Source organism: Streptomyces nanhaiensis, assembly GCF_046614825.1.
Lineage (GTDB): Bacteria > Actinomycetota > Actinomycetes > Streptomycetales > Streptomycetaceae > Streptomyces > Streptomyces radiopugnans.
Map to the genome: position 1 here is coordinate 1 of NZ_JBKJFM010000128.1, position 18,617 is coordinate 18,617.

Genomic DNA, 18,617 nt, shown 5'->3' on the forward strand with positions numbered 1-18,617 from the left:
TCGTCACCGAGATCGATCCGATCTGCGCGCTGCAGGCCGCCATGGACGGCTACCAGGTGGCCACCTTGGAGGAGGTGGTGGAGAGTGCGGACATCTTCGTCACCACCACCGGCAACAAGGACATCATCCTGGCCGAGCACATGGCGCGGATGAAGCACCAGGCGATCGTGGGCAACATCGGGCACTTCGACAACGAGATCGACATGGCCGGGCTGGCGGCGGTGCCGGGGATCGTCAGGGACGAGGTCAAGCCGCAGGTGCACACCTGGACGTTCCCCGACGGTCACGCGGTCATCGTGCTGTCGGAGGGGCGGCTGCTGAACCTGGGCAATGCCACCGGGCATCCGTCGTTCGTGATGTCGAACTCCTTCGCCAACCAGACGATCGCGCAGATCGAGTTGTTCACCAAGCCGGACGCGTATCCGGTGGGGGTGTATGTGCTGCCCAAGCGTCTGGACGAGAAGGTCGCCCGGCTGCATCTGGAGGCGCTGGGGGCGAGGCTGACCGTGCTGCGTCCGGAGCAGGCGGCCTACCTCGGGGTGCCGGTGGAGGGTCCGTACAAGCCCGACCACTACCGCTACTGACACCGATGGCCGAGACGAGAGACCCCTGGCTGCCGCACCGGCTGCTGCTGTCCGAACGGGACGCCCTGCTGCCGCTGCTGCGGCATACGGCCGAGGACGAGTACGAGCGCCGCACCGCCTGCCCGGGCTGGACGGTGCGCGAGGTGCTCGCGCACTGCTCGGCGGCCCTCCTGCGCATCGTGGAGGGCCGGCTCGAGGGCGCCTTCACGCCCGAGGCGAACGCGGCCGACGTGCGGGAGCGCCGCGACTGGAGCGTCTCCCGGATCCTGGACGAACTGGAGGAGGGGTTCACCGAGGCGGGAAAGGTGATCGCCGCGTCCGACGGGGACCTGGACGTGATCGCGCTGGGGGAGTGGGTGCACGCCGGCGACGTCCGTGACGCCCTGGGCCGGCCGGGGGCCTACGAGGGCCCGGGGGCGGCCGAGGCGCTGGCCATCCTCACCGTCGCCAGCCGGGTCCGCTCCACTCCGCGGGTGGAGGCGGTTCTCGGCGGCGGGGGAGGCCTCCCGGCCCCGGAGACCCGCTCACCGGCCTCACCGGCTCCGCCGGCGAGGAGGCTCTCCCTGGGCAATCCGGTGGAAGGACGGCCGCCGGCACGTCTGGAGACGGACGTCCCGACCCTGGTCCGCCTCTACTCCGGCCGCCCCGTGGTCGGCGCACGGTACGTGCTGGACGGCGCCGAGGAGAGCGAACTGGTCATCTACGGCTGAACACCGCAGGACAGGAACGCCGAAGACCGGCCGCCCCGCGACGGGGCGGCCGGTCATGCCGTGCGTACGACCTGGAAGGCCTCGGCGAGCCTTCCGGGCGGCAGTCCGCCCGCACGGGCGTGCTCCGCCAGCCATTCCCGCAGCAGTCCGGCCAGGTCCTCGAAGTGGGCCGTCTGCGAGGTGTGGATGCGCAGCGCGTCGACCTTGCGGTCGAAGACGGCGGTGACGTCGATGAACTGGTTGGGGCTGGGGCCGGTCATCAGCCAGGTCTCGGGGACGGTCCACGGCCGCAGCCCCTCGTGTTTGAGCAGTGAGGCGTGGGCGAAGGGGTTGCGGGCCTCGGGGTAGATCGAGCGCAGGGCCGCCTCCCCGACGGCACGGTGGTCGGGGTGGAGGTCGGCGACGCGCGCCCAGTTGATCTCCGGACTGGGGATGATGGCGCGCTGCGGCCTGACCTCGCGGATGACCCGGCACAGATCGCGGCGCAGTTCCACGCTCGGCTCCACCCTGCTGTCGGGGTAGCCGAGGAACCGGACGTCCTGCACCCCGCTGAGTTTGGCGGAGTGCGTCTGCTCGGCCCGGCGGAGATCGGCCATGACCTGCCGCGGCAGCCGCTCGTCGTAGCCGCCGGCGTCGCCGTCGGTGACGATGCAGTAGGTCACCCGTGTGCCGCGGTCGATCCACTGCATGACGGTCCCGCTCACACAGAACTCGATGTCGTCGGGGTGCGCGGCCACGACCAGCAGGCTGTCGGGCGCGCCCCTGGTGGCCGTGCCGAAGGCGGAGTCGCTCATGCGGCCAGCCTGTTGGGAGCGGGGCCGGGGCGACAAGTGGTGGCTCATGGCCGGTTCGCGCCATGACACTTTCGCGCCGGACAAAGAATTGGTAGATTCAAATCATTGATTCCATCCGATGTGGTGTGTTCGGAGGTGGCCGCCATGTGCAGGATCTTCGGCTCGTTCGCTGCCGGTGCGACAGTCCACGACCTGGCTGCCGTCGCCGGCCGTCAGCGGCACGGTGGGCCCGACGCCCACGGGATGAGGAGAGGGCCGGGGTGGTCGCTGGGGTGCAACCGGCTCGCCGTCACCGACCCGGCCGGCGGCGCCCAGCCCTACGAACTGGGCACGGCGCCGGGCGTCGTCGCCGTCTTCAACGGCGAGCTGTACAACCACCGCGAACTGCGCCGGCGCCTGCGGGAGCGGGGGCACGTCTTCCCCGACGAGTGCGACGGCACCCTGCTGCCGGCCCTCTACGCCGAGTACGGCGCGGCCTTCGCCGGCCTGCTCGAGGGCATGTTCGCCGTGGCCCTGGTGGATCTGCGCGGTCCCGAGCCCCGGCTCGTCCTCGCCACCGACGACCACGGCATGAAGACGCTCTACTACCACGCCACTCCGGACGGCGGCGTGTACTTCGCCTCCGAGCTGTCCGCCCTGATCGCGTTCTCGCAGGTGCCCGCCGTGCAGCGGGAGGAGGCACTGGACGAGTACCTGACGACCCGTACCTGCCTGGGGCAGCAGTCCGCGCTGCGCGGAATCCGCACCCTGCCCCCCGGGGCCACCGCGGTGGCGGACCCGGGCGGGGGCCTGCGCGTCCACCGCCGGCAGCCCCGCGGCGAGGAGCGACCGGGCGCGGACCTGCTGGGCGTGCTGGGCCGTGAGGTGCGCGCGCTGGCCCGCGCCGACGTCCCGGTCTGCGCCGTCACCAGCGGAGGCCTGGACTCCGGTCTGGTGACCGCGCTGGCCGCGGAACACGCCCGGCAGGTGAGGGGGGAGCCCCTGCACACCTTCCACCTGACCTACAAGGGGCACTGGCCGGGGGACGAGGACGGATTCGCCCGGGCCGTCGCCCGCCGCAGCGGCACGGTCCACCACCAGATCGAGGTGGACCCGGGGGAGTTCGCCGAGCTGCTGCCGCGGACCGTGTGGCATCTGGGCCAGCCCAACGCCGACCCCATCACGCTCAGCACCTACGCACTGTTCCGCGCCGTCCGCGCCGAGGGGTTCACCGTCGCCCTCACCGGTGACGGCGCCGACGAACTCTTCGCCGGGTACGACCGGATGCGAGCCGCACTGGCAGCGCCGGCCGACGCGGACTGGGTGACCCCGTACGTCGCCTCGCTCGCCGCGGTTCCCCGCGCCCTGCGCGACTCGCTCTACACCTCCGACTACCGCGCCTTCCTCGCCGACCGGGGGCCGGCCGAGCAGCGGATCACCGAACAGCTCCGGTCGGCGGCCGGCGGTCGGCACGCCACACTGACGGCCTTCGAGACGCTGCAGCGCCTGCCGGCCTACCATCTGCGCCGCGTCGACCACCTCAGCATGGCCTGGGCGGTGGAGGCGCGGATGCCCTACCTCCAGCCGGCCGTCTCGGCCCTGGCCCGACGGCTCCCGGTCCGTCTGCGCACGGGCAAGCGGGCCCTGTTCGCGGCGGCCCGGGGGCTGCTGCCGGAGGCGGTGGTCCGCCGCCCCAAGCAGCCCTTCCACCTTCCCGTCGACGCGATGCTCGTGCGCGGCACGCCCCTGATGGCACTGGCCCACGAGATGCTGTCCTCCGGGAACCTGCGCCGCGACGGCCGGTTGTGCGCGCAGGGGGTGAACGACCTGTTCGCCGCCCACCGGCGGCAGCCCTCCCCGGTGACGGCCACCGCGCTGTGGGCCCTGCTGGTCCACGAGCTGTGGAGCGAGGAGCTGCGTGCCCTGCGGGCGTCGGCGCCCCGCGTCCGGTCCCTGGCCGGACTGGCCGCATGACCTCGTACATCGCGATGGCCGAGGGGGCGCCGGGACCCACCCTGGTGCTCGACGCCGAGCGGCTCCCCGCGGACCGCGACCGCCTGAGCGCGGCCCTGGGCCGGATGCGCCTGTCCCTGGAGGGCGCCGGGTACGGCCCGATCCTGAAGTTCGCCCTGGTGCGGCCCTCCCCGCTGCCCGGATACGACCTTGACTACCGCTTCGTCCAGGGCCTCGCGCGGGATCCGCGGAAGTTCGCCTTCGACAGCGGCTGCGGCCACTCCCTGCTGGCCGCGGCCGCCACCGGCACGGTGGAGGGGCCCTTGCGGGTCCGGGTCCTCAACACCGGGGAGGGGGCGGTCTGCGAGCGGGCCCGGGACGGCACCCACACCCTGCACCTCCTGCCGGGCGCGGAGCTTCCGCTGCCGCGGCTGCTGCCCACCGGGCGGGCCACCGACGCCCTGATCACCGACGAGGGGGTGCTGCTCGGTTCCGCCGTGCGGTTCGGCAACCCCTATCTGTTCGTCGACGCCGCGGACCTGGGACTGCACGGAGCCCGGGCGCTGTTCGATGCGGGCTCCGACGCCCTTGCGCGTCTGGAGCGGCTGCGGGCCGCGGCGCGCGTCGTACTGGGACTGCCCGCGGGCAGTCTGCTGCCCAAGGTCGCGGCGGTGAGCGCCGGCCGGCAGGGGCGGCTGGTGGCCAGATCCCTCACCGAGCCGGGGTGGCACCCCGCGTTCGCGCTCACCGGGCTCGCCTGCCTGGCGGTCGCCTCCGCCATCGAGGGAACGGTCCCGCACCGTCTGGCGCGATCGGCCGGATGCGGGACGGACTCCGTTCTCGTCGACACCCCGTCCGGCACCGTGCCGGTCGGCCTGGAGACCGCCGACACGGCCGGCGGGCGCTTCCGGCGCCTTCGCCGTGTCGGCATCGGCGGCAGACGGGTCCGCGTGCTGTGCGCGGACCCGCACCTGCCGTGGCGCGTCCACGCCACTGCGTGAACCTGCCTTTCCTCCGTGCGGCCATCCTCCCCGCCGTCTGTCAGGCTTTCCAAGTACATCTGGCCGACCGGGGAGAGCTGGGCGGAATGAAATTCGATAACCTGCGTGTCGTCGTCACCGGCGCCTCCCGTGAATTCGGGCGTGCGCTCGCCATCGGTTTCGCGCATCTGGGCGCCGAGGTATTCGTCTCGGCCCGTACGGTGGAAGCGGCCGAGCAGACCCTGGCCGATGTCATGGGGTCGGCCCGCGAACGTATCCACGCATTCGGCTGCGATCTCAGCCGCCCGGCGGAGATCCGGGAATTCGCCCGCCGGGTGGGCGAGCACACCGGCCGGGTCGACCTGCTCGTCAACAACGGCGCGCGGTGGCTCGACGGCGTCGAACTCGACGACGCCTCGGACGACCAGATCGTGGAGACCATCGAATCCACCGCGGGCGGCACCGTGCTGATGGTCAAGCACTTCCTGCCGCTGCTGCGCGCGTCCCAGCGCCCCGACATCGTCAACATGGTCGCGGTCCGGGGCCCGGACACGGCGGGCAGGTCGACGGCCCACGACGCCTTCTACGCGGCGAAGAGCGCACAGGCGGGATTCGCCGACATCCTCTCCCACCGGCTGCGGTCCTCGGGCGTCCGCGTCTTCTCGCTCTACCCGCCCGACTTCTCCACCTCCGACCCCCGGTCGGTGGAGTGGGAGGGGATAGGGGGAGACCCCGACGAGAAACTCACCACCCAGGCGCTCTTCGAATGCATCGTCTACGCGGTCGAGCAGCCGCGGGACTGCTTCATCCGCTCCTTCCACTTCGAGCCCCGCTGACCAGCGGGAAAGGAGGTCCGTCCGTGAGCAGCCGGCTCTGGATCACCGCGACCCCGCCCGCCTCCCATGGCGAACTCCACATCGGGCACCTGGCCGGACCCTATGTCGCCGCCGACGTGCTCAGCCGCTACCTGCGCGCCGACGGCCGGCCCGTACTCTTCGTCACCGGCACTTCCGACCACAACAGCTCCGTGGAACTGCGTGCCCTGCGGGACGGACGCAAGCCCCAGGAGGTCGCGGAGGGGTACCGCCAGGCCATATGCGCCGACCTGCTGCGCGCCGGGGTCGAGTTCGACCTGATCACCGACCCGCGCTCGTCCGCCGGCTACCGCCGGTGGGTGCAGGACCTCTTCTCCCGCCTCCGCGCCGACGGCGTCATCGCCGCCCGGACCAGGCTGATGCCCTACTGCGAACCGTGCGGGCGCTGGCTGTACGGGGCCCATGCGACCGGTGAGTGCCCGCACTGCGGGCAGCCCTGCCGTGCGGGCGTCTGCCACGCCTGCGCCCGGCCGAACGACAGCGGCGAACTGCTCTCGCCGTGCTGCTCCCTGTGCGGCACCGCGGCGGTGCTCCGCCGCTGCCGCCGCCTGTACCTGCCGCTGGAGCCCTTCCGCGACCGGCTGGCCGACCACTGGCGCGGCAGCGACCTTCCGCCGCGGGTCGCCGCGCTGTGCGAGGGGCTGGCCGAGGACGGCCTGCCCGACATAGCGGTGTGCCATCCGGCCGAGTGGGGTCTGCCGGTCCCCGGCGACGACTTCGAGGGCCACCGCATCGACGTCTGCTTCGAGGACGTCGCGATGCACCTCTACGGCTGCTGGCCGGACCACCGGGCGGCGCCGGAGGAGACCGTGCACTTCTGCGGCGCCGGCCACGTCTTCTGCCAGGCCGTGCTGCTGCCCGTCCTCGTCCTCGCCCAGGGGGTGAAGCTGAGGCACTCGTTCCGTGTCAACGAGACCCTCCGCTTCGGTGAGGACGGGCCCGCCGGCCGGCGTCCCGCGCTCTGGGCCCTGGACCTGCTCACGGAGTTCGGCTCCGACACCCTGCGCCGCCATGTGCTGCAGTGCCGGCCGACGGACGGGGCCGCGCCGTTCCGGCACTCGGACCTGGAGTGCACGCGGCAGTGGCTGGACTCCACCTGGAACGACTGGCTGGGCAGGCTCTTCGCCGCCGTCCGGGAGGAGTCCGCGGGCCTGGTGCCCGACGCCGCCCCCGGCGGAGCGGGCTGGGACATCCTGCACGACCGCCTGATCCGCACGGCCGGGGAACTGCGCGAGGCGTACGACCCCCGGTCGTTCGACCCCCGCCGCGCCGTCGCGCTGCTGGACGAGGTCGTCCGCTCCGCCGACGACTTCGGCCACGCCAACGGGTACCGGTGGCACGGCCCTGCCGGCCCGGACCGCAGAGAACCCGCGATCGCGGCCCAGTTGCGGGTGGCCGGGGCGCTGGCCGCGTGGGCCCGCCCGGTGATGCCGGAGGGGGCCGACCGGCTGGCGTCCGCGCTCGGGCTGCCGGCGGGCCGCGCCGTCGGCCCCGAGGCCCTCACCGCTCCCGCGGCCGGCACCAGGCTGTCGCCGCCGTCGGGTCCGGTCTTCGGCTTCTGAACCCTCCGGACCCTCCGCTTCCGGGTACTTCCCCACCGGGCTCCGGGGCTTCACGCCCCGGAGCCCTTCCGTCTGCCGCGCGCCGCCACGGTTCCGCGAGGGCGGCGCGCGGCCCGACCGCCGAGGAGAAAAACACGTGTCCGCCACCACCGCACGGCCGCTTCGCGTGGCCATGCTCAGTGTCCACACCTCGCCGCTGCACCAGCCCGGCACGGGCGACGCGGGCGGGATGAACGTCTACATCGTCCAGCTCTCGCGAAGCCTGGCCCGGCTCGGTGCCGAGATCGACGTCTTCACCCGGTGCCGGGGCGAGGGACTGCCGCCGCGCGTGCAGATGGCACCCGGCACGACCGTGCGCCATCTGCACGCCGGCCCGTGCCGGGCCGTGGCCAAGGAGGAGCTCCCCGGCACTCTGGAGGACTTCTCACGGGCGCTGCTGCGCACCGCGGCCGAGGACGGCGGCCGCCCCTACGACCTGGTCCACTCCCACTACTGGCTGTCCGGGCAGGTGGGCCGGACCGTGACGCGCAGATGGGGCGTTCCGCTGGTGCACACCATGCACACGCTGGGCCGGGTGAAGAACGCCTCGCTCGCCGAGGGCGACAGCCCCGAGCCCCTGGAGCGGATCCTCGGCGAGCACCGGATCGTCGACACCGCCGAACGCCTGGTCGCCAACACGGCCGACGAGGCGGCGGCGCTGCGGCGGCTGTACGGGGCGGCCCGGGAGCGCACCGACATCGTGCACCCCGGCGTCGATCTCGGCACCTTCCACCCGGGCGAGGGCCGGCGGGCCGCCCGCCGCCTCCTGGGCCTGCCCCAGGACGCCTTCGTGCCGCTGTTCGTGGGGCGCATACAGCCACTGAAGGGGCCGGACGTGCTGGTCGAGGCGGTCGCCGAACTCGTCCGCCTGGACCCGGAGCTCGGCAGGCGCCTGGTGGTCCCCGTGATCGGCGGCCTGAGCGGTTCGGGGCTGCGGGCCCCGGAACGGCTGGGGGAGCTGTGCGCCGCGTCGGGCGTGGCGGACGTGGTCCGCTTCGAGCCCGCCGTACGGCAGGAGACGCTGGCCCACTGGTACCGCGCCGCCGATGTGCTGGTGATGCCCTCGCGCAGCGAGTCGTTCGGTCTGGTGGCCCTGGAGGCCCAGGCCTGCGGAACCCCCGTGCTCGCCGCCGAGGTGGGCGGGCTGCCGACCGCCGTGTGGGACCGTGTGACGGGCCTGCTGGTCCAGGGACACCGTCCGCGGGACTACGCCCGCCAGCTGCTGACCCTGGCCCGTGCGCCCGAACTGGCCAGGGCCATGGGGCAGGCCGGAGTCCGGTACGCGTCGGGCATGGCCTGGGACCCGGCCGCGGCCCGCACGCTCGCCGTGTACGAGCGCGCGGTCGAGACGGCGCGGCCCGGGTGGGCAGGGGCGGCGGCACGCCCCTGCCCGGGCGGGAACCTGTCCCTGGAGGTGCCAGGGCCCCGCCGGCTCAAGGGAGAGAGCCGCACCGGCGATTCTACCATAGATTTTACCGGTTCAAATATTGGTGTGAATGGAATCGCTGATTAATTCAGTGGTGGAATTCGGTGATTCCGCTTCGCCGGGGCTTTGACAGGCTTGTGCCATGGCGTGTGTGCGACGGCGATATCTCTGGATCGGACAGTTGTGAGGCGGGATTATTTAAACGTCACCCCGAGGAACTCCCGGCGGCACGGGAGAGGGGGAGGCGAAAACCCCGTCCATCACCCTGGAGGAACCATGCCCTCGTACAGCGGAATTTCCTTCGCCCTGCGCCGTCTGGCCGTCGCCGCGATCCTGTGCGCGTCCGTGGCCGGCGCCGCCGCGATGGCGGCCCTGTCCGAGCAGCCGGGCGGGCTCGGCGTCCTGGCCTCCGCCGCCGACGTCGACTGGCCGCCGGTCTCCCCGTACGACGGCAACGTCGACTGGCCGCCGGCCCCGGCTCAGGACTGACGGCAGTCCGGGCACTCGCCCTTGAAGACCAGCTCGGCGCCCATCACGTGCCAGCCGTGCAGGCCCTTGCGCGAAGGCGTGGGGGCCTGCACGTCCACATTGGCCACCCGCCCGCAACGCGTGCACAGCGCATGGTGGTGGGGCTCGGAGGCCAGCTCGAAGACGGCGGGCAGTCCGGGGCGGTCGAATTTCGTCACCAGCCCGGTGTCGAGGAAATGCTTCAGCATCTCGTAGACCGCCTGGCTGGTGAGTGTTCCCAGCCTTTCGCGCGCGGTGGAGGTGATTTCCTCCACCTCCATGTGGTCGTTTTCCCGCAGCACCTTGAGGACTTCCAGCCGCGGCCCGGTGACCCGCAGGCCGACATCACGCAGCTGCTGCATCGCGGCCTCGCGCTGCTCCGGCAGTACATCGCGCTTCATGTCCCCGCCAACCAATCCCAGCCAGCCGATCCCGGTCAACTGATCCCGGTCAACTGATCCGACCAAAAGTTTTCCACCATCGTACATCTTGGCCGGACAGGAGCAGTGTGCTAATCGAGCCAGCCCAGCCGGGTGGCCTTCACCCCGGCCTCGAAGCGGCTGCCGGCGCCCAGTTCCTGCATCACCTCGGACAGCAGGCGGCTGACGGTGCGCAGCGACACGCCGAGGTTCCGCGCGATCTTCTCGTCCTTCATGCCGGTGGCCAGCATACGAAGCGCCGCCCGCTGCTGCTCGGTCAGACCGTCGCCGCCGCGCTCGGCGTTCTCCTCCTCGCCGAACGCCGAGGAGGTGTGCCAGCAGTACTCGTAGACGGCCAGATAGGACCGCACCAGCGCCGGCCCCCTGGCCAGGATCGCGCCCGCGGTGTGGTCGTCGGGATTGGCCGGAAGCAGTGCGAACTGGTGGTCGCCGAGGATCATGTTCATGGGCACGACGGGGGAGAGGCGGACCTCGACGCCGGCCTCGACCTGGCGTCTGAAGAAGTCCGCCAGCGTCGGCACGGACGCGAACCGCTGGTTGTAGATCACCCGCACCCGTACCCCCTCCTCCAGCAGCCGCTTGTCCCGGCCCAGCGACCGGTCGAGCGTGCTGGTGTCGATGGCGCCGGGGTGCATGGAGGCCACGGAGTCGTGCACGAGGTCCACGACGTCCTCGACGACCTGCTGGATGCGCCGGTAGTCCGTGAGCACCTCCACCTCCACCTCGGAGCCGGTGACGGCTCCGGCCCGCAGGAAGCGGTCGGCCAGTTTCTCCAGCCTGGTGTGCGCCTCGTCGGCCTGCCGCAGCCGCTCGCGCAGCATGTCCCGCTCGTGCGCCATCACGCGCAGGAGCGCCACCTCGGGCGCTATCACCGTGACGGCGTCCTCGTCCTCCTCGTGCCGCCAGCCGGGATTCGCCTCCAGACCGGTGGTGTGCAGCGAGGCGGTGGGCACGACCAGGCCGAGGCGCTCCAACTCCTCCCGGTGGCGGGCGGCCTCGTGCTCCTTGAGACCCATGTCGGCGGCCACCGCGGCGAATCCCGCGGCACCGCGCGCCCGCAACGCCTGGTAGAGGCGGAGTGCGGTGTCCTGCGAGCCGCTACGTCCGCCGGAACCGGATCTGGACACGTTGCGGTGATCCCCCTCGTCTACCCGTACCGCGCTCCGATGTGACCGTGCACTCGTTCCGGGGTAGGCCCCACTCCCGACCGTTCTGCGGCCCCGGTCACCCCATCATGCGTCGGCGCGGCAAATCAAGAGCACATGTTCGGTCACGGAGTCGATCCGGTGGGGGCGCCGGTCGGCGATATGCATTCCGGCTTTGCGGATGTCATGTGCCAGGCGTTCGGAGTCGATCAGCCACTTGCGCGTGGTCAGGGTCCGGAGGTGGATGTCGTGCGGTGTGGAGCACCGGCAGTGGTAGGTGATCCGCTCGCGCATCCCGGCCAGGTCGAAGACCTGCCTGGCCACGACCGTCTCGGTCACCCCGTCGAAACGCGGCACCCGGAACGCGAACGTGCGCCGGGGCCGCTCCGCCAGCCCCGTGAGCGCGTGGCTCGGATAGTCCAGGGCCAGCGCGCCTCCCGTGCCCAGGTGGGCGGCTATCTCGCGCAGCAGGACGGGCCGCGCCTGCGGGGGAACGGCCGTGATCATCGCTCCCGCCAGCACCACCAGCTGGTACCGGCCGTCCAGCCGCAGCCCGGCCAGGTCGGCGGGGACCGTGGTCACCAGTCGGTCGGCGCGGGGACCGATCCGCCGGGCCCACCGCCGCAGCCGCCGCAGGCTGTGGGGGTCCCGGTCCACCGCCGCCACGGCGAAACCGTGCCGGGCGAAGGGAACGGCCAGCCGGCCGGTGCCCGACCCCAGGTCGAGCACCGGCCCGCCGGTGGTGCGGGCCATGCCCAGGTAACCGACGATGTCGGCGCTGTGCGGCCCGAGCAGGGCGTCGTGCAGCCATACGTCCTCGGGGCCTTGGGAGGACACGTTCTCGAGGCCGGGCAGCCACAGTGCGCCGGAGCCGTCCTCGGGGGACACGGACGGCAGGGGGTCGGCGCCATCGCACTCCGTCTCCGGGAGAGTGGCGCGCATGTCGTCGTCCGAGAGATCGAGCAGAGCCGACACGGCGGTGCTCCTGTGCGTGTCCATCGCCCCTCCAGGGTTCTCGGCTGTGCCCCTGCCGTCCGGGGGCGGTGCCCGTGCCGCCGGGACCGCGCCTCGAAGGCATCCTGGCCCGCGGGCTGCGCCGGGAGCCAGCCGGAACCGCTGCGTGTCCACGCGATGGCGTGGATCTGCCACCCCCGGGGCGGCGCGGGGCTCACAGGGGGCGCGCGTAACGCATGCCGCCGGCCCCCTCTTCCGAAGGCCGGAAACCGTGCCGGTTCAGAAAGGGCAGAAGCGGGTCCCGCGGGGAGTGCAGGGAGATCATCTGACGACGGGCGCCCGCGTCGCGCTGCTGCTCGCTCACCGCCTCCAGCAGTGCGCTTCCTATGCCCTCGCGCCGGCGGCCCGCGGTCACGCACAGGCAGTACACCTCACCGGCTCCCGCCTCGGCCACGCCACCGGCCGCCGCGCCCAGTACGTCACCGTCGGGCTCCGCCGCGACAAGCCATCCGAGCCAGCCCGGTCCACTGCCGGGGGCGCCGATTTCCGTGCGAATGCGGGACAGCGAGCAGTAGCGGCCGACCAGGCGTTCCACCTCGGCTTTTCCGAGCAGTGGGAGATAGCCGTTCCGCAGCGAATCCGCGATCATCCTGGACACCGAGGGGGCCTCGGACTCGACGGCCGGCCTTACTGCCACATGGCCCATGACGTTCATCCCTCCCGCGGGCGGAAGCGGCCCGACAACGGCCCACAATAGACCTGCGGACAGCCGGACAAACAGCCCCCATGGAATCTGTCCGAGTTCTTTCCGGCCGTTTTTCGAGGTTTTGAAAAGTTTCCCGCTTTGCGCCCCGAGAGGTCTACGAAAATACTTAGTAAATCAGTAGGGGAAATCTAGAGCGAGCAGCATGCGGCAAGCAGGGGAATGACGGCCAGAGCCGACGCCAGGACGGTGAACGTGCCCCGCGCCACGGGGCAGCGCGGCCGGTCGGTCGCCAGAATGCGGTTCATCCGCTGCACGGCCGACAGCCCGCCCAGGGCGAAGGCGTCCCTGGGAGCCTGCCCGGCAGCCGTCTCGTAGAGGGCCGCCGCGAGCTCCTGGCGCGTGCACCGCCGCAGCACGCGGTCGTCGGCGGCCATCTCCAGGAGCAGGGGCACCTCGCGGCGCAGGCCGCCGCCGAGCGGGAGCCGGCGGTACACGGAGCCGAGGGCGCGCGCCGCGGTGAACAGCAGGTGGTGCCGCCCGGCCAGATGCGCCCGCTCGTGCTCGACCGCCGCCGACAGCTCCCCCGCCCTCAGGGTGCTTACGGCTCCGGAGCTCACCACGATCTCGGGAGGCCTGCCGGGCAGGCAGTAGACGGCCGGTGTCTCGTGGTCGAGGAGCGTCACGCCCAGCCGTGCCGATCTCCGGCCGACGAGCCGCAGTATCCGCGCGTGCCGGGCGCGCGATCTGCGCGTGCGCACGTACTCCCGGACCAGGGCCCCGCAGGGAGGCCCGGCCGCTGTGACCGCCGCGACCGCCGCGACCACCGGCAGGTACCGGTCGGCCGGTATGCGCTCCGGCTCGGCCGTGCACGCGACGAGGAGCCCCAGCACGCCCTGCCCGCCCGCCAGGGACAGCAGCAGCTGGGCCAGGAGGAGTCCTCCCGAGAACGTCAGAGCGCCCGCCAGGGCCAGCCACGCGCCGATCGCGAGTCTCGGTGCGTGGTGGGCCCAGCGGGCGCGTGCGAGGAGCAGCGGAGCGACCACCCCGGCACCCAGGACGATCCCCAGCGGAGGCAGCAGGTGGTAGATCACAGGGAGGGGTCCCGCCCGGTGGAGCGCAGTGCCGCCCTGAGCGCCTCGACCTCCTCGGACGACATGTGCTCGACGAAACGCATCAGCGCGGTCCGGCGGTCCTCGGTGTGTCCCAGAGCCTCGCGCATCAGGTCGGCCGTGTACTCCTCGCGGCTGTGGAGCGGCTCGTACATCCAGGCGCGCCCGGCCTTCTCCCGGCGGAGCAGGCCCTTGCGGTGCAGGATGTCCGCGACGGTCATCACCGTCGTGTAGGCCACCGGCCGGGTCAGGTTGATGTCGTCCACGATCTCGCGCACGGTCGCCGCCCTGCGCCACCGCCACAGCCGGTCCATGATCTCGGCTTCCAATTCGCCCAGCCGGCGCACCCTTCCCCCTCCTGCGGCCCGTGCGGTCGCGGCCGAGCCACATCGTACGTCCATGCCGCGGGTCACGACCGGACGAGCCGCGCGATCGCGCGGGAGGCCTCGGTCACCTTCTCCCTCGCCCGGTCCCCGCCGTGCCCGATGGCCTCGGTGACACAGCAGTTGAGGTGCTCGTCGAGGAGGGCGAGGGCGCACGACTGGAGGGCGGCGTTCGTCGCGGACACCTGGGTGAGCACGTCGATGCAGTAGGTGTCCTGCGCGACCATGCGCTGGAGCCCGCGCACCTGGCCCTCGATCCTGCGCAAGCGCCTGAGGATGTCGTCCTTGTGCTTCTCGTAACCGGTCATCGTCGCCTCGTCTCACGGGAATCCGGCGGTAAAGGGCATGGGTGAGAAGAAGGGGCCGGGGCGGTGTGCCCCGGCCCCCGAACGTGGTGCGGCTTGTGTGATCGCTGGGTGCGGTTGTCAGCTCTGGGCGCGGAAGCGGCGCAGCCGGAGGCTGTTGCCGACGACGAAGACCGAGGAGAAGGCCATGGCGGCTCCCGCGATCATCGGGTTGAGCAGTCCGGCCGCGGCCAGCGGCAGGGCGGCGACGTTGTAGGCGAAGGCCCAGAAGAGGTTGGACTTGATGGTGGACAGGGTCTTGCGGGCCAGGCGGATGGCGTCGGCGGCGGCGCGCAGGTCGCCGCGGACGAGGGTGAGGTCGCCGGCCTCGATGGCGGCGTCGGTGCCGGTGCCCATGGCCAGGCCGAGGTCGGCCTGGGCCAGGGCGGCCGCGTCGTTGACGCCGTCGCCGACCATGGCCACGGAGCGGCCCTCGTCCTGGAGGCGCTTGACGACGTCGACCTTGTCCTGGGGCATGACCTCGGCGATCACCCGGCCCCCGGAGGAGTCGATCCCCACCTCGCGGGCGACGGATTCGGCCACCGCCCGGTTGTCACCGGTCAGCAGGATCGGGGTGAGCCCGAGGGCGCGCAGCCGGGTGATGGCCTCGGCGCTGGTGGGCTTGACGGCGTCGGCGACCTCCAGGACGGCGCGGGCGGCTCCGTCCCAGGCGACGGCGATGGCGGTGCGGCCGCGGGCCTCGGCGTCGTTCCGGGTACGGGCGAGGTCGGCGGGCAGCTCGATGGCCCACTGGTCCAGGAGCTGGGTGCGGCCGACGAGGACGGCGTGGCCGTCGACGATGCCCTGGACGCCGAGCCCGGGGACGTTCGCGAAGTCCTCCGGAGCGGGCAGGGATCCGACCCGCTCGGCGGCCCCGGTGGCGACGGCCTGGGCGATGGGGTGCTCGGAGGCGTGCTCCAGGGCGCCGGCCAGGCGCAGCACCTCGGCCTCGTCCTCGCCCTCGGCGGTGTGGACGGCCAGGAGGGTCATCTTCCCGGTGGTGACGGTGCCGGTCTTGTCCAGGACGATGGTGTCCACGCGCCGGGTGGTCTCCAGGACCTCGGGGCCCTTGATGAGGATGCCGAGCTGGGCGCCGCGTCCGGTGCCGACCATCAGGGCGGTGGGGGTGGCCAGGCCCAGGGCGCAGGGGCAGGCGATGATCAGGACGGCGACGGCCGCGGTGAAGGCCGCGGTCCAGCCCGCCCCGTTGCCGAGCCAGAAGCCCAGGGTGCCCAGGGCGAGGGTGATGACGACGGGGACGAAGACCGCGGAGATGCGGTCGGCCAGGCGCTGGGCCGCGGCCTTGCCGTTCTGCGCGTCCTCGACCAGCTTGGCCATCCGGGCGAGCTGGGTGTCGGAGCCGACGCGGGTGGCCTGCACGACCAGCCGGCCGCCGGCGTTGAGGGTGGCGCCGGTGACCGCGTCGCCCACGCCGACCTCGACGGGGACGGACTCGCCGGTCAGCATCGAGGCGTCCACGGCCGAGGAGCCCTCGACGACGGTGCCGTCGGTGGCGATCTTCTCGCCGGGGCGGACCAGGAAGCGGTCCCCGACGGCCAGTTCGGCGACGGGGATGCGCTCCTCGCGTCCGTCGCGCAGGACGGTGACCTCCTTGGCGCCCAGCTCCAGCAGGGCGCGCAGGGCGGCGCCGGCCTTGCGCTTGGAACGCGCCTCGAAGTAGCGGCCGGCCAGGATGAACGCGGTCACCCCCGCGGCGGCCTCCAGGTAGATGTTGGCGGCGCCGTCGGTGCGTGCGATGGTCAGCTCGAAGGGGTGGGTCATGCCGGGTGTTCCGGCGGTGCCGAAGAACAGCGCCCACAGGGACCAGATGAAGGCGGCCGAGGTGCCCACCGAGATCAGGGTGTCCATGGTGGCCGCGCCGTGCCGGGCGTTGGTGAAGGCCGCCTTGTGGAAGGGCCAGGCGGCGTAGGTGATCACCGGGGCGGCCAGGGTCAGCGACAGCCACTGCCAGTAGGTGAACTGCCAGGCCGGGACCATGGCCAGCGCGATGACGGGCACGGCCAGGATCACGGCGGTGGCCAGGCGCTGCCGCAGCGGCCGCAGCTCGTCCCCCTCGTCGGCGGCGGGGGCCGCCTCGCCGGAGCCGCCGGCCGTCTCGCGCTCGGGGGCGGGGGGCGTGGCGGTGTAACCGGTGGCCTCGACGGTGGCGATCAGGTCCTCCACACCGACGCCCTCGCCGAAGGTGACCTTGGCCTTCTCCGTGGCGTAGTTGACGGTGGCGCTCACACCGTCCATGCGGTTGAGCTTCTTCTCGATGCGGGCGGCGCAGGAGGCGCAGGTCATGCCGCCGATGGCGAGTTCGACCTCAGCTGCTTCGCTGGCGGTGGTGGTCATCACTGCTCCTCGGACAGAAGTGACGGGTGCTGGGTGCGGTGTGGTGGACGGAAGGGAGGCCGGGCGGCCCGGCCGGGAGTCCGCGGCCGGTGACCGCGCCGGCCGCGGTCGCGCTCCTCGCCCCGCCGTACGGGGGCGGGTGCCGGGCCCGCCGTACGGGGGGCCCGGCACGGGGAGGCGCGGGGCGGGGGCGGGGTCAGGCGGCCCGGCCGGTGAGCTCGTACCCGGCCTCGTCGACGACCTCGGCGATCCGGGCGTCGTCGGGCGCGCCGGCGGTGGTGACGGTGACGCGGCCGGCCGCCACGTCGACCTCGACGGCCAGTACGCCGTCGAGCTCGCCGATGACCTTGGTGAGGGTGGCCTTGCAGTGGCCGCAGGTCATGCCGGAGACCGCGTAGACCGTGGTGGTGCCCTCGACGGTGGCGGTCTGGGTGGTGCCGGTCGAGCAGCTTCCGTCGGGGGTGCAGCAGGACGACATGGTGTTCCTCCGAGAGATCTCGTTCATACCCCAGGGGGGTATCCCTGGTGTCGTCATGTATACCCCCCTCCCCTATGTTTGGCAAGTCCCCGCCGTTCGCTTGCGCATACCCCTCGGGGGTATATGCTTCGTATCGAGACCTGATTGGGCAGGGCACGTTCAAGGAGGGTGAGAGCACCATGAACACCGGGCTGAAGATCACCGCGTTCACCGCCGCGCTCGCGGCCGCGTTCGGGGCGGCGTACGGGGTGGGGAACGCCGTGGACCCCGTCTCCACCGAACCCGCCCACGCGGCGCACGCCGACCACGGAGCGGGCGCGGGCCATCAGGACGCCGCGCCGGGGCACGGGGGAGGGGAGGGCGGCCACGGGGAGACGCAGGCCGGCGGCCTGCAGATCTCCGAGGGCGGCTACACCCTGGACCTGGAGACCTCGCGCGTGAAGGCGGGCGAGGAGACGGAGCTGAGCTTCACCGTCCGGGACGAGGACGGGCAGCCGCTCACCTCCTACCGCACCGAGCACGGCAAGCAGCTCCACCTGATCCTGGCCTCGCGGGACCTGGCGGTCTACCGCCACCTGCACCCGAAGCGGGGGGCCGACGGCGCCTGGAGCGTTCCGGTCGACCTGCCCGCCGCCGGCAGCTACCGCGTCTTCGCCGATTTCGTCCCGGCCGTCAAGGGCGCGAAGCCCCTCACCCTGGGCGCCGACCTCGCCGCCGTCGGCGAGTACGAGCCGAAGGCGCTGCCCGAGCCGTCCCGCACCGCCACCGTCGACGGCTACACCGTCACCCTCGACGGCTCCCTGCGCCCCGGCGCGTCCGGCACCCTCGACCTGAAGGTCGCCAAGGACGGCCGCCCCGTCACCGACCTCCAGCCCTACCTCGGCGCCTACGGCCACCTGGTCGCCCTGCGCGCCGGCGACCTGGCCTACCTCCACGTCCACCCGAGCGGCGAGCCCGGTGACGGCGCCACCGAGCCCGGCCCCACCGTCTCCTTCGCCACCACCGCACCCAGCAGCGGCTCCTACCGCCTCTTCCTGGACTTCAAGCACGACGGGAAGGTCCGCACCGCCGCCTTCACCGTCACCGCCGACGGCACGGCGAAGACCCGGGAGGAGGCCCGGGAGGAGGGCGACGCGGACACCGGCCACGACGACGGCACACACCAGCACTGAACCGGCGCCCCCGGCCGCGGGCGGCCTCCCGCCGGCAGCGGCGGGCTCGTCGGTGCGACACCGGGCCCGCCGCTCGGCTGTCCCGGCCCGGCCCGGCCGGCTCCGCCCTCGCCGTCCTCCGC

General features: G+C 72.7%; 19 protein-coding genes. 9 read left to right on the forward strand and 10 right to left on the reverse strand.

Translation table 11 applies throughout. The features are described 5' to 3' along the window. Both ACLIYP_RS23120 and ACLIYP_RS23125 read left to right on the forward strand, forming a co-directional pair. Positions 1-584 (forward strand): adenosylhomocysteinase (locus tag ACLIYP_RS23120; protein WP_412715042.1); only part of this gene is annotated, 584 nt, incomplete at its 5' end. A 5-nt stretch (positions 585-589) separates the two neighbouring features. Next, entirely contained in the window at positions 590-1,294 is a 705-nt protein-coding gene (locus tag ACLIYP_RS23125; protein WP_412715043.1) for a maleylpyruvate isomerase family mycothiol-dependent enzyme, read from the forward strand. Positions 1,295-1,347: 53 nt separating this feature from the next. On the opposite strand, the gene ACLIYP_RS23130 is transcribed toward ACLIYP_RS23125, so the two are convergent. Then, a complete protein-coding gene (locus tag ACLIYP_RS23130; protein ID WP_412715044.1) occupies positions 1,348-2,088 on the reverse strand; it encodes a PIG-L deacetylase family protein in 741 nt (246 codons plus the stop codon). A gap of 144 nt (positions 2,089-2,232) precedes the next feature. Here ACLIYP_RS23130 and asnB point away from each other — a divergent pair, with 144 nt between their 5' ends. The 6 genes from asnB to ACLIYP_RS23160 all read left to right on the forward strand — a co-directional run bounded on the left by asnB (position 2,233) and on the right by ACLIYP_RS23160 (position 9,391). Beyond that, positions 2,233-4,041, forward strand: coding sequence for an asparagine synthase (glutamine-hydrolyzing) (gene asnB / locus ACLIYP_RS23135; protein WP_412715045.1), 1,809 nt, complete (start codon positions 2,233-2,235; stop codon positions 4,039-4,041). Next, positions 4,038-5,021 carry a PrpF domain-containing protein gene (locus ACLIYP_RS23140; protein WP_412715046.1) on the forward strand — a complete coding sequence of 328 codons (984 nt, stop codon included), beginning with the start codon at positions 4,038-4,040 and terminating at the stop codon, positions 5,019-5,021. The genes asnB and ACLIYP_RS23140 overlap by 4 nt, the downstream gene beginning before the upstream one ends. A gap of 86 nt (positions 5,022-5,107) precedes the next feature. Further along, on the forward strand, positions 5,108-5,836 hold the full coding sequence (locus tag ACLIYP_RS23145) for an SDR family oxidoreductase (protein ID WP_412715047.1): 729 nt from the start codon (positions 5,108-5,110) through the stop codon (positions 5,834-5,836). 23 nt (positions 5,837-5,859) lie between these two features. Next, positions 5,860-7,437 (forward strand): class I tRNA ligase family protein, encoded by a 1,578-nt coding sequence (locus ACLIYP_RS23150; RefSeq protein ID WP_412715048.1) that lies wholly within the window; start codon positions 5,860-5,862, stop codon positions 7,435-7,437. A 136-nt stretch (positions 7,438-7,573) separates the two neighbouring features. Further along, the gene (gene mshA, locus ACLIYP_RS23155; protein ID WP_412715049.1) at positions 7,574-8,989 is read left to right on the forward strand and encodes a D-inositol-3-phosphate glycosyltransferase; all 1,416 of its coding nucleotides are present in this window, start codon (positions 7,574-7,576) and stop codon (positions 8,987-8,989) included. 189 nt (positions 8,990-9,178) lie between these two features. Then, the gene (locus ACLIYP_RS23160; protein WP_412715050.1) at positions 9,179-9,391 is read left to right on the forward strand and encodes a hypothetical protein; all 213 of its coding nucleotides are present in this window, start codon (positions 9,179-9,181) and stop codon (positions 9,389-9,391) included. On the opposite strand, the gene ACLIYP_RS23165 is transcribed toward ACLIYP_RS23160, so the two are convergent. From ACLIYP_RS23165 to ACLIYP_RS23205, 9 genes are all read right to left on the reverse strand, one after another. Continuing rightward, the gene (locus ACLIYP_RS23165) at positions 9,382-9,849 is read right to left on the reverse strand and encodes a Fur family transcriptional regulator (RefSeq protein ID WP_245770355.1); all 468 of its coding nucleotides are present in this window, start codon (positions 9,847-9,849) and stop codon (positions 9,382-9,384) included. The two genes, ACLIYP_RS23160 and ACLIYP_RS23165, sit on opposite strands and share 10 nt — an antisense overlap. Before the next feature lie 71 nt (positions 9,850-9,920). Continuing rightward, positions 9,921-10,976, reverse strand: a complete 1,056-nt coding sequence (locus ACLIYP_RS23170) for a helix-turn-helix transcriptional regulator (protein WP_412715051.1) — start codon at positions 10,974-10,976, stop codon at positions 9,921-9,923. 105 nt (positions 10,977-11,081) lie between these two features. Next, positions 11,082-11,993, reverse strand: a complete 912-nt coding sequence (locus ACLIYP_RS23175) for a class I SAM-dependent methyltransferase (RefSeq protein ID WP_412715052.1) — start codon at positions 11,991-11,993, stop codon at positions 11,082-11,084. A 169-nt stretch (positions 11,994-12,162) separates the two neighbouring features. After that, positions 12,163-12,645: a GNAT family N-acetyltransferase gene (locus ACLIYP_RS23180; protein WP_412715053.1), complete on the reverse strand. Its 483-nt coding sequence runs from the start codon at positions 12,643-12,645 to the stop codon at positions 12,163-12,165. A gap of 197 nt (positions 12,646-12,842) precedes the next feature. Beyond that, positions 12,843-13,745 carry a M56 family metallopeptidase gene (locus ACLIYP_RS23185; protein ID WP_412715054.1) on the reverse strand — a complete coding sequence of 301 codons (903 nt, stop codon included), beginning with the start codon at positions 13,743-13,745 and terminating at the stop codon, positions 12,843-12,845. Further along, on the reverse strand, positions 13,742-14,110 hold the full coding sequence (locus tag ACLIYP_RS23190) for a BlaI/MecI/CopY family transcriptional regulator (RefSeq protein WP_412715055.1): 369 nt from the start codon (positions 14,108-14,110) through the stop codon (positions 13,742-13,744). Before ACLIYP_RS23190 ends, ACLIYP_RS23185 begins: the two co-directional genes overlap by 4 nt. A 62-nt stretch (positions 14,111-14,172) precedes the next feature. Further along, positions 14,173-14,454 (reverse strand): metal-sensitive transcriptional regulator, encoded by a 282-nt coding sequence (locus ACLIYP_RS23195; RefSeq protein ID WP_412715056.1) that lies wholly within the window; start codon positions 14,452-14,454, stop codon positions 14,173-14,175. A 117-nt stretch (positions 14,455-14,571) separates the two neighbouring features. Continuing rightward, positions 14,572-16,845, reverse strand: coding sequence for a heavy metal translocating P-type ATPase (locus ACLIYP_RS23200; protein WP_412715057.1), 2,274 nt, complete (start codon positions 16,843-16,845; stop codon positions 14,572-14,574). Positions 16,846-17,041: 196 nt separating this feature from the next. Continuing rightward, entirely contained in the window at positions 17,042-17,323 is a 282-nt protein-coding gene (locus tag ACLIYP_RS23205) for a heavy-metal-associated domain-containing protein (RefSeq protein WP_412715059.1), read from the reverse strand. A gap of 179 nt (positions 17,324-17,502) precedes the next feature. Here ACLIYP_RS23205 and ACLIYP_RS23210 point away from each other — a divergent pair, with 179 nt between their 5' ends. After that, positions 17,503-18,495: a hypothetical protein gene (locus tag ACLIYP_RS23210; RefSeq protein ID WP_412715058.1), complete on the forward strand. Its 993-nt coding sequence runs from the start codon at positions 17,503-17,505 to the stop codon at positions 18,493-18,495. Positions 18,496-18,617: the final 122 nt, after the last annotated feature.

Excerpts from the sequence above, each read along its gene's own strand:
- ACLIYP_RS23210 (WP_412715058.1), top strand. The coding sequence starts at position 17,503 with ATGAACACCGGGCTGAAGATCACCGCGTTCACCGCCGCGCTCGCGGCC.
- ACLIYP_RS23130 (WP_412715044.1), bottom strand. The coding sequence starts at position 2,088 with ATGAGCGACTCCGCCTTCGGCACGGCCACCAGGGGCGCGCCCGACAGC.
- ACLIYP_RS23195 (WP_412715056.1), bottom strand. The coding sequence starts at position 14,454 with ATGACCGGTTACGAGAAGCACAAGGACGACATCCTCAGGCGCTTGCGC.
- asnB (WP_412715045.1), top strand. The coding sequence starts at position 2,233 with ATGTGCAGGATCTTCGGCTCGTTCGCTGCCGGTGCGACAGTCCACGAC.
- ACLIYP_RS23175 (WP_412715052.1), bottom strand. The coding sequence starts at position 11,993 with ATGGACACGCACAGGAGCACCGCCGTGTCGGCTCTGCTCGATCTCTCG.
- ACLIYP_RS23140 (WP_412715046.1), top strand. The coding sequence starts at position 4,038 with ATGACCTCGTACATCGCGATGGCCGAGGGGGCGCCGGGACCCACCCTG.
- ACLIYP_RS23125 (WP_412715043.1), top strand. The coding sequence starts at position 590 with ATGGCCGAGACGAGAGACCCCTGGCTGCCGCACCGGCTGCTGCTGTCC.
- ACLIYP_RS23145 (WP_412715047.1), top strand. The coding sequence starts at position 5,108 with ATGAAATTCGATAACCTGCGTGTCGTCGTCACCGGCGCCTCCCGTGAA.
- ACLIYP_RS23200 (WP_412715057.1), bottom strand. The coding sequence starts at position 16,845 with ATGACCACCACCGCCAGCGAAGCAGCTGAGGTCGAACTCGCCATCGGC.
- ACLIYP_RS23160 (WP_412715050.1), top strand. The coding sequence starts at position 9,179 with ATGCCCTCGTACAGCGGAATTTCCTTCGCCCTGCGCCGTCTGGCCGTC.
- ACLIYP_RS23205 (WP_412715059.1), bottom strand. The coding sequence starts at position 17,323 with ATGTCGTCCTGCTGCACCCCCGACGGAAGCTGCTCGACCGGCACCACC.